This window comes from Maridesulfovibrio sp. (genome assembly GCF_963678865.1).
Classification (GTDB): domain Bacteria; phylum Desulfobacterota; class Desulfovibrionia; order Desulfovibrionales; family Desulfovibrionaceae; genus Maridesulfovibrio.
On record NZ_OY787459.1, the window covers coordinates 4,124,724 to 4,137,354 of the forward strand.

A 12,631-nucleotide genomic window follows, 5' to 3' on the forward strand; every position below is an offset into this window, starting at 1 on the left:
AACATGCCTAAAGCATTCTTTGTCGATACTTCCAGATGTACGGCTTGCCGCGGTTGCCAGGTTGCCTGTAAGGAATGGCACGATCTGCCCGCAGTGAAAACCAAGCAGCGCGGTACCCATCAGAACCCGCCGGACTTGAATCCCTTTAACTACAAACTGGTCCGTTTCAGCGAGCACCGCATCAACGGCAAGGTCGAGTGGTATTTTTTCCCCGACCAGTGTCGCCATTGCGACGTGCCTCCCTGCAAGGACATTGCTGATGCATACGTCTCCGGTGCGGTCATCAAGGATGAAGATACCGGGGCGGTCATCTTCACTGACCAGAGCAAGCGTCTTGCTGCAGACGAGTGTCAGGAAATGACCGAAGCATGCCCTTACAACATTCCACGCCGCAATACCGGAACCGGAATGATGACCAAGTGCGACATGTGCATTGACCGTCAGCAGGCCGGTTTGATCCCTGTCTGTGTCAAGACCTGTCCCACCGGAACCATGAACTTCGGGGAACATGAAGAAATGGTCGCTCTTGCTGAAAAAGCACTTGAGCGGGTCAAGAAAGACTACCCCAATGCCCAGATAATTGATGCTGATGAAGTCAACGTCATCTATCTGGTGCAGGATAAGCCCGAACTCTATTACGAGTACGTCACTGCAGATGCCTCAGGTACCGGCAAAGGCGTAACCCGCAAAGAGTTCCTCGCTAATCTCGCCAAGCCTGCAAAACGAGTGTTTGGATAATAATGTGCCTCCTGCGGCTTAAACCTTTCCAAAAGGTGTAAGCCGCAGGAGGCGAAATTTTTTAAAAAAGCGCAAAGCGTATCATATATATCAGGAGCAGAATTGATGAGTAACATTAAAAAGAAACATGATGTACAGGCGGGGTTGCTTGCTTTGCGTAAGAGAATGCCTGCTCTGGAAAATATTTTTGATGGATTCGGTCCGCTTGTTCTCGCACAGGAAAAAGCGGAAGAGCTTTTGGCTGATTGGGACGGATACAAGATCCCTGAACCATATGCGCCGCGCTTTGATCAGGGAGCGGCTCTGCTGGCAGATATGGAACTGCCCGATCTCGGCAAAAAATACCATGCTGTGTTTATGCTGGTGGCAAGTGCTCTGGCTGAGGGAATTCCGATTATTTCAAAGCAGGTGGACGAGATTATTGGCGCAGTAGGGGAAGTTGAAAATTTTAATGATCTTCCCAAGGCGATTTGGGATGAAGATTCCAAGCTGTTGCGTTCGCTGATTGATGAGTGGAAAGTTGACGACCAGATTCTGACTTTTATCGGAACTCTCGCACTTAAACCGTTTATGGTCCGCATGGAGCCTGAGGCTGCAAAGGCAATTGAAAATATGGCATGGCACAAGGGGTATTGTCCGATTTGCGGTACCTTTCCTGATCTGGCTCTGCTCAGAAAGTCCGGCGATGACAATGCCTACCTCAAATCACATGGCGGACAGCGCTGGTTGCATTGCTCCGGCTGTGGTCACGAGTGGCGCTTCAAGCGCAATACCTGTCCTTGGTGCGAGAACGAGGATCATGAAAAATTGCGTTACCTGAAAGCGGAAGAAAGCCAGAACGAAAGGGTGGACGTCTGTAAAGCCTGCAACCATTATTTCGTAACCATCGATACCCGTGAACTTACCGATCAGCCTGACCCGCGTATTGCCCCGCTTGGGCTTGTTCATCTGGACATCAGAGCTCAGGAGGAAAGCTATTTGCCATTGGTTGAGACACCTTGGAATGTGTTGTAATTTGCATTGGGAGATTAAAAAGGAAACCCGCTGCAGCTTTTAGAAGTTGCGGCGGGTTGTCATTTCTTAAACGTTCCCAAGTCAGCATGAGTAGTCTCATTGGCAACTATAGCTTAAATATCCGGAAAAGAAATAGATGATCAAATCTGAGGGTTCAGTAAATTAAGCTTAGGTACGGATATGTAAAATTTAATTCTGGCAGCTAATCTTATTACCCGCGATCAAATCCGAGAGTATATTTCTTCTTTCGTCAGGATTATCATTTATTAGCAGATAAATGCAGTTCCAGTTTTCATCCCATAGGCAGTCGGCTTGCGGTGGGGCTGCTATGGTTTTGCTGAAGTTTTCTGTTTCACCTGCATAGAGCATATTGACTTTGAATCCGGACCGGTGTCCGCGTGGGTGAGTGTATGAAAGTATGTAGAGTCCGCTGTGTTCAGGAATGGGACGGGTTTTGGCATATATTCCAAACGTATATTCTTTGCCAGATTCGCCTTGGAACAGCCATTCTTTTTGTTTGAACATATTTATGTCTTTACCACCCACCCCTGAACCGGAGCTTACGTTGCGTACATAAAAATATTAAATATATTTTTTTGCAAATCCGTTTGTATGGATTTGATGCACGCGGTGTTTTCGGTTCAGGGGTGTTGTCATGTGAGTAGTTCCGATTTGAAATTTATTATTTTATTGCTGCACGCAGTTTACCGATCATGCCCCCGATATCATCCGCCCCGACAATCTCGGTAACAATAGCCACGCATTTTGCTCCCCGGTTCATGACCTCGGCAATGTTGTGTTCCTTAATTCCACCAATGGCGACAAAAGGAATTTCGATATTTTTAACCACCCAGTCGAGGTATTCGAAGCCTACCGGGTCAACTACATCATCTTTGGTGTAAGTCTTGAAAATGGGGCCGACCCCGATGTAATCCACACCTGCTTCCACTGCAGCGAGAGCTTCTTCGGGCGCATGGGTGGAGAGACCTATAGCCATATCTTCACCGATAAGCTTGCGTACGGCATGGACAGGGAAATCTTCTTGTCCGATGTGGATTCCGTCAGCTTCAACCATCATGGCGAGATCGATGTCGTCATTGACGATGAAGGCGGCTCCGGCCTCGCGGGTCATGCGGCGGATTTCCATGCATTCTTCATATTTTTGGCCGGATTTAATTTCTTTCTCCCGGTACTGAATCAGTTTGATTCCATTATCAAGCATCTGACGGACCACTTCTATGTTGGAGCGCCCATTGGAGAATTTCAGGGCGGTCAGGCAGTAGATATCGGTATCAAGGATATTTTGGCGGGTGATTTTTCTGGTGCTCATAGTTTTCCTCTTGTTATTCCGCTTCTTTGAATTTGTTAAGATAGTGGCTGAGCACAATATCGGCCTGTTTAGCCGCGCAGATTGCTACCCGGGGCGAGAAGGGCGGGGTCTCGGCGTTGCACTCGGTTTTCATATCTCCGACAATGTAGAAATTGTCGCGGACCTTGCGGGTTTTGATTTCATCGCTGTTGCCCGTACCCCCCATACCGGATGCTGTGACCAGCAGTTTACCCGTGGGCAGAAAGGTCTCCACCAGCGCTTTTTTGGCTGCGGCATCATCGAAGGCTTCGATGATTACATCACAACCGTCAAAAAGATCATGCACATTTTCTCGGCTGACCTCTTTCACATGGGCAGTGATGTCGAGGTCCGGGTTGATGGATTGCAGGTTGTCGCAGAGGGCTTCAACTTTGCTTTTGCCGGTTTGCTCCATAAAATAGAACTGGCGGTTGAGGTTCGATTCCTCAATGCGGTCGAAGTCGGCGAGGACAAATTGCCTGAATCCACTGCGGACAAGGTGCATGGCGCAGTTGGAACCCAGTCCTCCCGCGCCTGCAATGCCGATGCGGATTCTCTGCAGTTGCCGCAACAGATCCTTGCCGAGATATTTTGCTATGCCTTGTTCGGCGCGGTTCACGATGCTTCCTGCAGGGGATGCCAGTCTTTAAAAACAGGCTGATAACCGTGTCTGCGCAGTACCGCGCACATTTCGTCCACACTGCGTCCATCGCTGATGTCGAACTGGCCCACTTTTTCTTCCTCTTCGCCGGTATGACCGCCTACTTCGGTGGAAACGCCTGCCGACATGCGGGTTACGCCCAGCGGAAGGATGTTTTCGCGGAAATCAGGGGCCTCGCGGGTGGAAATGGTGATTCCGCAGCGGGGCAGGAAAATACGCAGGGCCAACATGTTTTGCACAAGGTCCGTGTCGCTGACGAGGGATTTCGGGGTGAATGCGTCACCAACATGGGTACGGATGCGCGGCAGGGAAACAGCTATGTCCACTTCGGGATATTTGTTCTGCAGATAGGCGGCGTGGATGCCGGTTTTCAGGGCGTCGTGCCGCCATTCATCCAGACCGAGCAGGGCACCGATGTTGACCACGCGCATGCCAGCTTTGCAGGCCCTTTCCGGGGCATCAAGGCGGAAGCGGTAATCATGCTTGGGACCTGACGGATGCAGTTCAGGGTAAAGTTCTTCGTTGTAGGTTTCCTGAAACATGGTCATGCCGTCTACGCCAACCTCTACCTGCCGGGAATATTCTTCCTCGGTCATGGCGTATATTTCAATGGATACGGATGGAAAATGTTTACGCAGGATTTTCACCGCGGATTCAATGTATTCCGGAGAAGATTTGGCCCGTGCATCCCCGGTAAGGATGAGCAGGTGCTTGAGTCCTGTCGCTGCTATGGCCCTGGCTTCTTTTTCAAGTTCTTCCGGCCCGAGTTGGGAGCGGGGGATGTTGTTCTTGGTGTTGAAGCCGCAGTATACGCATCTGTTGGTGCAGAAGTTGGCCATATAAAGCGGGGTAAAAAGTTGAATAGTCCTTCCGAAGTTCTGCAGCGTCAGTTGGCTGGCTTTGGCTGCCATTTCTTCAAGAAAGGGAATTGCTGCGGGGCTTAACAGGGCAAGAAAGTCTTCCGGGCTTAAAGTTGTCTTGTTAAGGGCGCGCCTGACATCGTGTTCAGTTACGGAGCCGAATTGCTCGGCAAGGGGGGCGTCGTTGTATTCGGCGCAGATGGGGTAGAAGCTCATTTTATTTTATCCTTCGTGCAGGAATCCGGTAAGTGGTGAGGACGCCTTGGCATGGCTGTGTTTTGCTCCGGGACCTGAGAGGTAGGCATCTCGTCCGGCTTTTACTGCCCGGCCAAAGGCTTTAGCCATCACTTTGGGGTCACTTGCGGTGGCAATGGCGGTGTTTACCAGACAGGCATCAGCTCCCATTTCCATGGCTTCGCATGCTTCGGATGGGCGTCCTATTCCGGCATCGACAATAATCGGCAGGTCGATTTCATCGATCAGGATGCGGACCATTTCACGGGTTTTAAGGCCCCGGTTGGTTCCGATAGGAGCACCCAGCGGCATGACTGCAGCGGCTCCGGCATCAACCAGCGAACGGGCTATGTAGAGGTCCGCGTTAACGTACGGCAGAACCACGAATCCTTCCTTGGCAAGTATTTCAGTTGCCTTGGCGGTTTCGTAGCCGTCGGGAAGCAGGTACTTGTTGTCGGAAATAACTTCAATCTTGATCCAGTTGCCGCAGCCCATGGCTTTGGCGAGTCTGGCGATGCGGACGGCTTCTTCGGCAGTGCGTGCGCCGGAAGTATTGGGCAGCAGCTGCATGTGTTTGGGAATAAAATCCATGACATTTCCGGTTTCGGATTCCAGATCAACACGGCGCAGGGCCACGGTAATGATCTGGGAACCGGAAGCTTCACAAACATCCGGGATGATGGAATCGTCGGCGTATTTGCCTGTTCCGGTCAGCAGGCGGCTTTCAAATTCAAGACCGCCAAGTTTAAAAGAATCATTGTTCATTTTAATCAACCTCCGCCTACAAAGCGCAGTATTTCGAGGTGGTCCCCGTCATTTATTTTCGTGGAGCCGTAACTTTCCGCAGGAATGATTTCCATGTTGACTTCAACAACCACAGTCTCCGGTGCGAGATTTTTTGATTCCAGCAGTTCGAGGATGGTTATGCTAGCGGTCAGTTCGGCTTCCTTACCATTTAGTCTTACGATCATTTTCACTCCATAAAAAAAGCTCACCACGTAGGGTGAGCTTTAGGAATAGATATATTAACAGAATCTATTTCAGCTTCCCTACGGCGGGATTACCCGCATCAGGTTCAAAGGGACAGGCGAATTTGCCATCTCAGCCAGATAAGGCACCCCCAGCTGCCGAAGAGTCTATTCAAAAGCTATGGCTGTGTAAAGGGGAAATGATTTAAACATAATACCCGGTTCAGTTGATCGTTCTTAATAGTAATGTTTTTATCTTGAGTTTAATTGCTGTGTAGGCTAATGGTTACGCCAATTTTTTTATATTTAACCATATAGACAGAAGGAATTGGTAAAACATGAGGTTAAGATGTTTATTTTTATGCCTTGCAGCTTCACTGGTGATGCTGGGAGGATGTTCTAAGTCGTTTAATGTAGCTCCGCCGACCCCTTCCAGTGTTGATTATTCCGCCCCGGCTGACGAGGAAGTTGTTTTTACTCTTGAAGACGTACGCAGTGGCGAGGACAGGCAGTTTTCAATTGGCACCATCACCGCCTATCTGGATATTAATAATGAAGTCGAGTTCCTGAAGGAATATCTGGAAAAAGAATTGAAAATGCGCGGGGTGCACGTAGGCAAAGGCGGGAGTGCTGCACATCCTGTCAATCTGGAAATCCATAAGTACCGCATAAGAAATCAGCGTACCACCGGGTTCTCGCCGTATTTCACCTTCATGACTTTCAGCGCGGATTTATATGACGGCAGTGAGACGCACCGCATCACCAGTTATTTTAAGAATGGAAAGGTGCCAATCTGGACTTTCCGTGAGGTGGAAAATCCATGCTACAATATTCCCATTAGCCTGATGGTCAAAGAGGTTGCCTCAAAGGTCAACAGGTATGTAATGAAAAACGTGGCCTCCGACGCTGAGGTTGATCGTCTGGCCCGTGAAATTCAGGCCGATCCTGATAACGATTATGTATATTTAAAAGTATTGGAACTTGGTTACACCAACAATCCCAAGGCTATTGCACCCCTGATGGAGCTGACCAGGCATGATGATAGCATGGTTCAGTCCTGCGCAGTAAGTGCTCTAGGGATGTTGCAGGCTGAAGATCAGCTTCCGTTCCTGATTCAGTACTACCGCGAGCACGATAATACCCAGAAGTTCATGGCCCTCAAAGCCATTGGGGATATGGATACTGAAGCATCGCATTCCTTCATGGATTCGGTCAGGAATTCAGAAGATTATAACGATGAAGAAATGATCAAGGAAGTTGTTGATCTTTACTATTAGACCAACTTCATCATTGAATTGAAAAAGGGGTGGAAACGCTATTTCGTTTCCACCCCTTAACTTTTTAAACAAACGGGAATTATTTCTTTCCGGCAAAGAACTCCGCGTATTTGATAAAGTAGATGTGCTCGGCAATGTTGGTGATGTGGTCGCCGACACGCTCAAGACAGCGCATTGTAAAGAGCAGGGAGATGAATCCCTTTCCTTCCAGCTCTTCGCAGGAAACACAATTCTTCATGCCGATCAAAGCTTCATTGTACAGTGCGTCTACGTTACTATCGCTGTGCCAGACATCGAGTGCTTTTTCAACGCTCAGTTCCTTGAACGCTTCAAGGATTTTTTTCAGCATGGCGTCAAGTTCCTGACCCATGTGTTTTACATAGCCCAGATGCTGGGTGTGTTCTTCGGCAAAGCCGCGTTTGCCTTTGTCGGCAATACTTTTGGCGTAGTCTGCAATACGCTCCAGATCGGAAGCGATTTTGCTGGCAGTCAGGACATAGCGCAGATCTTCAGCTTTCGGTTCCATCTTGGTGATGATCATCAGGGACGCTTTATCTACTTCATGTTCAAGATCATTGATCTTTTCATCCATTTCAACGATAGCGTCAGCCTTTTCGGGATCGTTATCCTCGAACGTATCAACGGCTTTGTTCAACTGGTCCAGTGCCATATTGCCGAGTTTAAGGACAAGTCCCTGCAGGTCGGCAAGCTCTTGCTGATATACCTTTAGCGGGTGGTGCATATCCATATCATTCACTCCTATGCCCGAACTAGGGGCTGGTTTATATCTATAACAGTTTTCTTCAAACGTGCTTAGCAGTTAGCAATTACGTTATCTTTGTTACGAAAACATGTCGGCCCTGTTGCGGGAGAGTGGATATGACTGTTCAAATTCGCTTAGTTTGCGAGCTGTCCGGTTTTTGTTTTGGAAGCACCGGCATATGAACCGAGCACAAGAGCAGTTAAAGAGGCCAGAGTTGTGGGTACAATAGCATGCACTCCGCCCATGGCTGGTTTCATTATGGTTAACACAATGAAAGTTCCCACTCCTATAACTATGGATGAGATTGCTCCGGTAGAATTGGCCTTGTCCCAGTACAGCCCGATGACGATGGGGCAGAGGAAGGCCGCTTCCAGTCCGCCGAAGGCAAAAAGGTTGATCCAGACCAGCAGGTCCGGCGGTTCGATGGCAGCGATAAAGACCATCAGCCCGACGACCACTGTACAGATCAGGCTCATCTTTTTGAGGCTGACCAGAGTCATGCGTGAGGCATCCCCTTTCAAGCGGTAGTGGATATAAAGGTCTTTGATGATGGCTGCGGAGACCAGCAGGAGCATGGAATCAACAGTGGACATGATAGCCGCCAGCGGTCCGGCAATGAAGACTCCCGCCCAGAATGGTGAAAGCAGTTCCACAATGAGTGAAGGCATGGCAAGGTCGCCTGCCGGAAGTTCGGGGAGGATTGCCCGGCCCAGTGTTCCGGCAAGGTGGGCGCAAAGGATCATGAAACCGATAAGCAGGGTACCGATGATCATGGCATCATGCATGGCTTTTGAATCGCGGTAGCCCATGCAGCGCTGGGTGGTCTGGGGCAGGCCGAGTATGCCGATACCAACCAGCACCCAGAAGGAAAGTACAAAGGGTTGTGGAACGGCATTTTTGGGTCCGGTGGGGGTGATCAGGCCGGGATCAATGGCTTTGAGCGACTGGATGCAGTTTTCTATGCCTCCGCCTGCATTGATGACCGCCAGCAGAATGACCACCACAGCTACGACCATGACAATGCCCTGAATGGCGTCAGTGAGCACCACAGCCCTGAATCCGCCGATGGCAGTGTAAAGAACCACACTGACCCCGAAAAGAGCGAGTCCCACAATATAAGGGTACCCGGTTACGGTCTGGAAGAGTCGTGCTCCGCCGATGAACTGGGCCAGCATTGCAGCCATGAAAAATACTATCAGGGCCACGGAGCATAGGATAACCACAGCGTCACTTTTGTAGCGGGCTCGCAGGAAATCGGTGATGGTTACGGAATCGGTGCGTCTGGCCATTATAGCAAACCGTTTACCGAGTATACCCAGCGTGAGAAAGGTTGTCGGAACCTGAATCATTGCCAGTAGAACCCAGCTGAGGCCCAGTTTGTAGGCTACCCCCGGTCCGCCCACAAAGCTGCTGGCGCTGGTGTAGCTGGCTATGATGGTCATGGCCAGCACCATGCCGCCCATGGAGCGTCCGCCAATGAAATAATCTTCAAGGAATCCCTTGGACGATTGGGTTGATTCCGCTTTTTTACGTGCCCAGAGAGCCACGCTGAAAGACATCGCCAGATAAATAATTACGGGGATAACGGTCATAACAGTGCTGTTCATGACTGCTCCTCCCCGGTCTTTGTGCTAATCATGTCATCAATTTCTTCATCAAGCGGCATGTCTTTGAATTTGAATCTGACCAGCGCCCAGAGTATAACGGTTATGAGCGGGTAACCCACGATACAGCTGTAGAAAAACCATTCCGGCAGTCCGAATACATACTTATAATTATCCGGGTCGCCGCTGCCCATGCCGTAAGCGCAGACGTACCACCAGATAAAATAAAGGGCATAGGCTCCCAGTGTCAGCAAGGCTTCTTTGTTTGCTTGTGCGAATCGCCAGTCCTTGGTCTTTTTGTCCATGGTGATCGGCCTCTATGTGAAAAGTTTATGGTTGCGTGGATTCGGCAGTCGGCCTTGATTTCGTGGAAAGCTGTGTGACCGACGCCGCGGGTTGAGTGCCTTATGGAGGGGATAAATGCAAGCCATTTGTGGATCAGCTGGAAGCTGTTCTTATGAATGAGAATTGAGGATTATAGATAAAATTTGCAGGGTTGTCTTTTTCCTGCGTTCTATTTGAGCCTGCTTATGCCGACGGATATTTTCTGCTGCGGATTCTTAATCGCCAGTATTGCTTATTGTACAGTTGGCTGTGCTTTATCGTCGTGAAATTTGACCTGTTTATTTGCGGTCAGGTGATGGGAAGGGATATATTTGACGATCAGGTCAGCCATCTTTTGAGTGTATTCCACCTTATATTCAGGCGCAACGTGGTCCACAGAGTCTCCTACTTTGTTTAACGGAATGGGAACTGGAGTGGCTTTCTCAACAATAGTTCCGGAGCCTTCTAAAATCTCATTTACTTTGTTTTTATATGGGGTGGATTTTTTCAGCATGGGCTCGTACAAAGGACCATGAAAATAGACAAATGGAATGCCGTTTGTTTTACAGAGGGCTATTATCTTTTTTAAGTAGTAGACTTTTTCCTCGATTATGGATGCTGCATCCAAGCCATCAATTTTGTTCAAATGGTTCAGTTCATCGCGAATTGGTTCACTTTGTGGAAAGTAGTCTCTTGCCGGGTTAATTGTGGTCCGTGTGTCTTTATCGGTGAGTGTGTCAAAAAGTTTCTTGAAGATATCTATGTCCATGTAGATACCCCGCAATCTTATCAATTCTGAAAAAGAGGGGTTTTCCATGGTCATGGCATAGGCTCCATGTCCGACAGCGCGGGTCATCATGTCCAGAGTCTGACATAGAACGACCAATTCCGGTTTACCTGTTTTCAGCGCCCGGCTAAGCATATTAAACGAACCTGCGTAGCCGAATGTGCCTGTAAGTGCTAATGAATACACATTTTTATTGATTAGTTTTGATAAAGTCGCAGCATTCACGGAGTTCCCGAGTGAACTGTCCCCAATGAGGATTACATCAGGATTTTTCATGTGCTCGATCTTATCAAGTTGATATCTGTATAAAACGCTGTATCCATCATGAACGATATTAAGTTTGTTCATAATGATTGATGTCCCGATTGTAGCCGCAAGAATAATGAATGTTGTGACTGAAAATGCGGTGATGTACCTGATATATGCTTTATGGTGGTTCGCCATCGGGGGGACTCCGTTTGAATTTGGGTACTTATCTAGAACTGAAAGTATAAAAATGTTTCTGAAGTGCTCGTAATAATTCTGCTGATTGCAAAGGAAAACAGGCAGGCAGCGAATATTCCCCAAGCCATTGCCGGGTCCACTTTGTTCCAGAGAATATTTTGGAAAGGCCGAAACACTTTTTTATCGGTATAATTGTTGTCCGAAGGACTTGCACTCAGGAAAAGCTGTTGCACATTAGGCAGCAGCCAAGCCACCAGCAGCCCTATGACTATGGCCAGTTCAGAATTGCCGCCGCGAATCCTTTCAGATGTTTCCATACCGTTTCCGATCATGGCGTTCAGTATCACCAATGCGGAATCAATGGTATCGGCCCTGAACAGGACCCAACCGGCAACTACGCACAGAAAAGTCAGGAAACATGCGCACCCTGTTCGCAAATATTGAGGAACGGCTTCCGGGATTTTTTTCAAGCGCAGCCAGACGGAGTTGATAATCATGAATAAGCCGTGCAGCGCACCCCATGCAACAAAGGTCCAGCCTGCTCCATGCCAGATTCCGCATAAGAACATGACGATAAATAGATTAACGCATTTGCGGCTGAATCCCTTTCTGTTTCCGCCCAGTGGAATGTAGAGGTAATTGCGCAGGAAAACGCCAAGCGAAATGTGCCAGCGCCTCCAGAAGTCACCGATGTTGATGGCTTTATACGGAGAGTAGAAATTGAGTGGGATTCTTAGTCCCAGACAGAGTGCTAATCCGATGGCCATATCTGAATAGCCGGAAAAATCATAATACAGCTGTAGCGAGTAGCAGAGTGCCGCCCGCCATGCTTCTCCTGCATCCGGTACAAAGCCGAGTGCAACTGCGTTGAAGATAGGATCGGCATACGAGCCGAGAGCATCTGCCAGAAGCACTTTTTTACCAAGTCCGACGCAGAAGATTGTCAGACCCGTGATACATTCATCAAGTTTGAAGCGAACTTTTTTCTGCAGTTGGGGCATCATGGAATGATGGAATAGAATCGGCCCGGCTACTAGATGAGGAAAAAAAGTTATAGTGGTGGCATAGTCCAGAAAAGTAAATGTTTGCAGTTCCTTGCGGTAGATATCGACCAGAAAAGCGATTTGGGTAAAGGTAAAGAATGAAATACCGAGCGGGAGAATTATGTGTTGCAGATTAAAATTTGAACCGACGGCCATATTGAGATTTGTAATGAAAAAGTCAGTATATTTGTAATAGCCGAGCAGGCCGAGGTTCATCAGTAGGGCTGCACTTAATACAACTTTTGATTTTGTCTTTTCTGAAATGGCGCATAAGGCTTTTCCGAAAAAAAAGTTGGCTGTAACAGAAAAGAATATCAGCCATAAATAGTGGTAATCCCAGCAAGCGTAGAATGCTACTGAGGTCGCCAGCAGAACTATGTACGGCAGTCTTTCAAGAGGACTGTTTTTGGTGATGTAGGCAGTAAGATAAAACGCCAGCAGTGCACAAGGGAGAAAAATAAATATAAATTCAAGTGAGTTAAAAAGCATAAATTGCCTACTTAAAAGAATAAATAAAAGTTGATATCTGTTGTGGTTTTGGGTGTCAACTGTTGTTTTCTTATGTC

The 12,631-nt window shown here is 48.3% G+C and carries 14 protein-coding genes and 1 riboswitch; of the genes, 3 read left to right on the forward strand and 11 right to left on the reverse strand.

Features of this window, described 5'->3' with window-relative positions:
* The first annotated feature begins 3 nt into the window (after positions 1 to 3).
* Positions 4 to 738, forward strand: a complete 735-nt coding sequence (locus tag ACKU41_RS18690) for a 4Fe-4S dicluster domain-containing protein (RefSeq protein WP_321402988.1) — start codon at positions 4 to 6, stop codon at positions 736 to 738.
* A gap of 105 nt (positions 739 to 843) precedes the next feature.
* Positions 844 to 1,752, forward strand: a complete 909-nt coding sequence (locus ACKU41_RS18695; protein ID WP_321402991.1) for a formate dehydrogenase accessory protein FdhE — start codon at positions 844 to 846, stop codon at positions 1,750 to 1,752.
* A 189-nt stretch (positions 1,753 to 1,941) separates the two neighbouring features.
* On the opposite strand, the gene ACKU41_RS18700 is transcribed toward ACKU41_RS18695, so the two are convergent.
* The 6 genes from ACKU41_RS18700 to thiS all read right to left on the reverse strand — a co-directional run bounded on the left by ACKU41_RS18700 (position 1,942) and on the right by thiS (position 5,826).
* On the reverse strand, positions 1,942 to 2,277 hold the full coding sequence (locus tag ACKU41_RS18700) for a hypothetical protein (RefSeq protein ID WP_321402993.1): 336 nt from the start codon (positions 2,275 to 2,277) through the stop codon (positions 1,942 to 1,944).
* Positions 2,278 to 2,434: 157 nt separating this feature from the next.
* The gene (gene thiE, locus ACKU41_RS18705; protein WP_321402994.1) at positions 2,435 to 3,082 is read right to left on the reverse strand and encodes a thiamine phosphate synthase; all 648 of its coding nucleotides are present in this window, start codon (positions 3,080 to 3,082) and stop codon (positions 2,435 to 2,437) included.
* 13 nt (positions 3,083 to 3,095) lie between these two features.
* Complete coding sequence (gene thiF, locus ACKU41_RS18710) at positions 3,096 to 3,719, reverse strand: sulfur carrier protein ThiS adenylyltransferase ThiF (protein WP_319779017.1); 624 nt, start codon at positions 3,717 to 3,719, stop codon at positions 3,096 to 3,098.
* Positions 3,716 to 4,837, reverse strand: a complete 1,122-nt coding sequence (thiH, locus tag ACKU41_RS18715) for a 2-iminoacetate synthase ThiH (protein ID WP_321402997.1) — start codon at positions 4,835 to 4,837, stop codon at positions 3,716 to 3,718. Before thiH ends, thiF begins: the two co-directional genes overlap by 4 nt.
* Positions 4,838 to 4,843: 6 nt before the next feature.
* Positions 4,844 to 5,620: a thiazole synthase gene (locus ACKU41_RS18720; protein WP_321403001.1), complete on the reverse strand. Its 777-nt coding sequence runs from the start codon at positions 5,618 to 5,620 to the stop codon at positions 4,844 to 4,846.
* Positions 5,621 to 5,625: 5 nt separating this feature from the next.
* Positions 5,626 to 5,826, reverse strand: coding sequence for a sulfur carrier protein ThiS (gene thiS / locus ACKU41_RS18725; protein ID WP_319779020.1), 201 nt, complete (start codon positions 5,824 to 5,826; stop codon positions 5,626 to 5,628).
* Positions 5,827 to 5,884: 58 nt separating this feature from the next.
* A riboswitch (TPP riboswitch) is annotated at positions 5,885 to 5,987 on the reverse strand.
* Positions 5,988 to 6,161: 174 nt separating this feature from the next.
* Between thiS and ACKU41_RS18730 the strand changes: the two genes are divergently transcribed.
* Positions 6,162 to 7,100 (forward strand): HEAT repeat domain-containing protein, encoded by a 939-nt coding sequence (locus ACKU41_RS18730; RefSeq protein ID WP_321403003.1) that lies wholly within the window; start codon positions 6,162 to 6,164, stop codon positions 7,098 to 7,100.
* A gap of 79 nt (positions 7,101 to 7,179) precedes the next feature.
* Here ACKU41_RS18730 and phoU read toward each other — a convergent pair whose 3' ends face one another.
* The 5 genes from phoU to ACKU41_RS18755 form a co-directional block, all read right to left on the reverse strand.
* Entirely contained in the window at positions 7,180 to 7,848 is a 669-nt protein-coding gene (phoU, locus tag ACKU41_RS18735; protein ID WP_321403005.1) for a phosphate signaling complex protein PhoU, read from the reverse strand.
* 149 nt (positions 7,849 to 7,997) lie between these two features.
* Positions 7,998 to 9,470 carry a sodium/pantothenate symporter gene (gene panF, locus ACKU41_RS18740; protein ID WP_321403008.1) on the reverse strand — a complete coding sequence of 491 codons (1,473 nt, stop codon included), beginning with the start codon at positions 9,468 to 9,470 and terminating at the stop codon, positions 7,998 to 8,000.
* Complete coding sequence (locus tag ACKU41_RS18745) at positions 9,467 to 9,772, reverse strand: YhdT family protein (protein ID WP_321403011.1); 306 nt, start codon at positions 9,770 to 9,772, stop codon at positions 9,467 to 9,469. Before ACKU41_RS18745 ends, panF begins: the two co-directional genes overlap by 4 nt.
* Before the next feature lie 272 nt (positions 9,773 to 10,044).
* Positions 10,045 to 11,022: a hypothetical protein gene (locus ACKU41_RS18750; RefSeq protein WP_321403013.1), complete on the reverse strand. Its 978-nt coding sequence runs from the start codon at positions 11,020 to 11,022 to the stop codon at positions 10,045 to 10,047.
* A 32-nt stretch (positions 11,023 to 11,054) separates the two neighbouring features.
* Entirely contained in the window at positions 11,055 to 12,554 is a 1,500-nt protein-coding gene (locus ACKU41_RS18755) for an MBOAT family O-acyltransferase (RefSeq protein WP_321403015.1), read from the reverse strand.
* Between the last annotated feature and the right edge of the window lie 77 nt (positions 12,555 to 12,631).

Bases quoted from the DNA above. Each gene is read 5' to 3' on its own strand.
- thiH (WP_321402997.1), bottom strand. From the start codon at position 4,837: ATGAGCTTCTACCCCATCTGCGCCGAATACAACGACGCCCCCCTTGCC.
- panF (WP_321403008.1), bottom strand. From the start codon at position 9,470: ATGAACAGCACTGTTATGACCGTTATCCCCGTAATTATTTATCTGGCG.
- ACKU41_RS18695 (WP_321402991.1), top strand. From the start codon at position 844: ATGAGTAACATTAAAAAGAAACATGATGTACAGGCGGGGTTGCTTGCT.
- ACKU41_RS18690 (WP_321402988.1), top strand. From the start codon at position 4: ATGCCTAAAGCATTCTTTGTCGATACTTCCAGATGTACGGCTTGCCGC.
- ACKU41_RS18745 (WP_321403011.1), bottom strand. From the start codon at position 9,772: ATGGACAAAAAGACCAAGGACTGGCGATTCGCACAAGCAAACAAAGAA.
- thiS (WP_319779020.1), bottom strand. From the start codon at position 5,826: ATGATCGTAAGACTAAATGGTAAGGAAGCCGAACTGACCGCTAGCATA.
- ACKU41_RS18750 (WP_321403013.1), bottom strand. From the start codon at position 11,022: ATGGCGAACCACCATAAAGCATATATCAGGTACATCACCGCATTTTCA.
- ACKU41_RS18755 (WP_321403015.1), bottom strand. From the start codon at position 12,554: ATGCTTTTTAACTCACTTGAATTTATATTTATTTTTCTCCCTTGTGCA.
- ACKU41_RS18730 (WP_321403003.1), top strand. From the start codon at position 6,162: ATGAGGTTAAGATGTTTATTTTTATGCCTTGCAGCTTCACTGGTGATG.
- thiE (WP_321402994.1), bottom strand. From the start codon at position 3,082: ATGAGCACCAGAAAAATCACCCGCCAAAATATCCTTGATACCGATATC.
- ACKU41_RS18720 (WP_321403001.1), bottom strand. From the start codon at position 5,620: ATGAACAATGATTCTTTTAAACTTGGCGGTCTTGAATTTGAAAGCCGC.
- phoU (WP_321403005.1), bottom strand. From the start codon at position 7,848: ATGGATATGCACCACCCGCTAAAGGTATATCAGCAAGAGCTTGCCGAC.
- ACKU41_RS18700 (WP_321402993.1), bottom strand. From the start codon at position 2,277: ATGTTCAAACAAAAAGAATGGCTGTTCCAAGGCGAATCTGGCAAAGAA.